This window comes from Paenibacillus sp. N119s (assembly GCF_059447605.1).
Window position 1 is genome coordinate 1 of the sequence record NZ_JCAJRU010000475.1, and the last position, 766, is coordinate 766.

The following is a 766-nucleotide window of genomic DNA, read 5'->3' on the forward strand; positions in this document are numbered from 1 at the left end:
TGTAGCGCACGACTGGACACACTATCTGGAGCCAGATGGCTCGCAAGTACAGCCGAAGACTGCAAGTGAGCTGAGGTGACACTTTCTGGTGACAGATGGCTCGACTGAACGACTTCTTCTGCCAAATGATGGGCCTGCACCGCTTCATCCGTGATATGCCATGGCTGTACGGAATGTGGAGATATTTTGGTAGCAGTCACGACCTCATCCGCCAATTTATCAGACGTAACGGACGCATCCTGTAATGCATCGGTCGATATGGCCCGGGATGCAATATGCTCACCCTGAATGGTTCCAGCGTGCAGATGGTGCGGCTGGATCGATTCCGAGGCAATGTGTACCGACTTCACTGCTCCCTCGGCCAGCGCTGTGTCCTGTACTGCTCCGGCCGCCAAATGCTGGGTGTGCACCGACTGTGCAGACAAATGTGAAGGACCCACGCTGCCTTCCGCCAGATTCGTTCCTTGCACCGAGTGGGCTGCCAACTTCTCCGAGGTGACACTTTCCGCTTGTAGCGCACGACTAGACACGCTATCTGGAGCCAGATGGCTCGCCAGTACAGCCGAAGACTGCAAGTGAGCTGAGGTAACAGATTCTGGTGACAGATGGCTCGACTGAACGACTTCTTCTGCCAAATGATGGGCCTGCACCGCTTCATCCGTGATATGCCATGGCTGTACGGAATGTGGAGATATTTTGGCAGCAGTCACGACCTCATCCGCCAATTTATCGGATGTAACGGACGCATCCTGTAATGCATCGGTCG

1 pseudogene is annotated in these 766 nt (G+C 54.7%); it reads right to left on the reverse strand.

Going from position 1 to position 766, the window contains the following annotated elements:
* Positions 1–766, reverse strand: a pseudogene (locus AC5V8P_RS25845) (WIAG-tail domain); the annotation flags it as partial.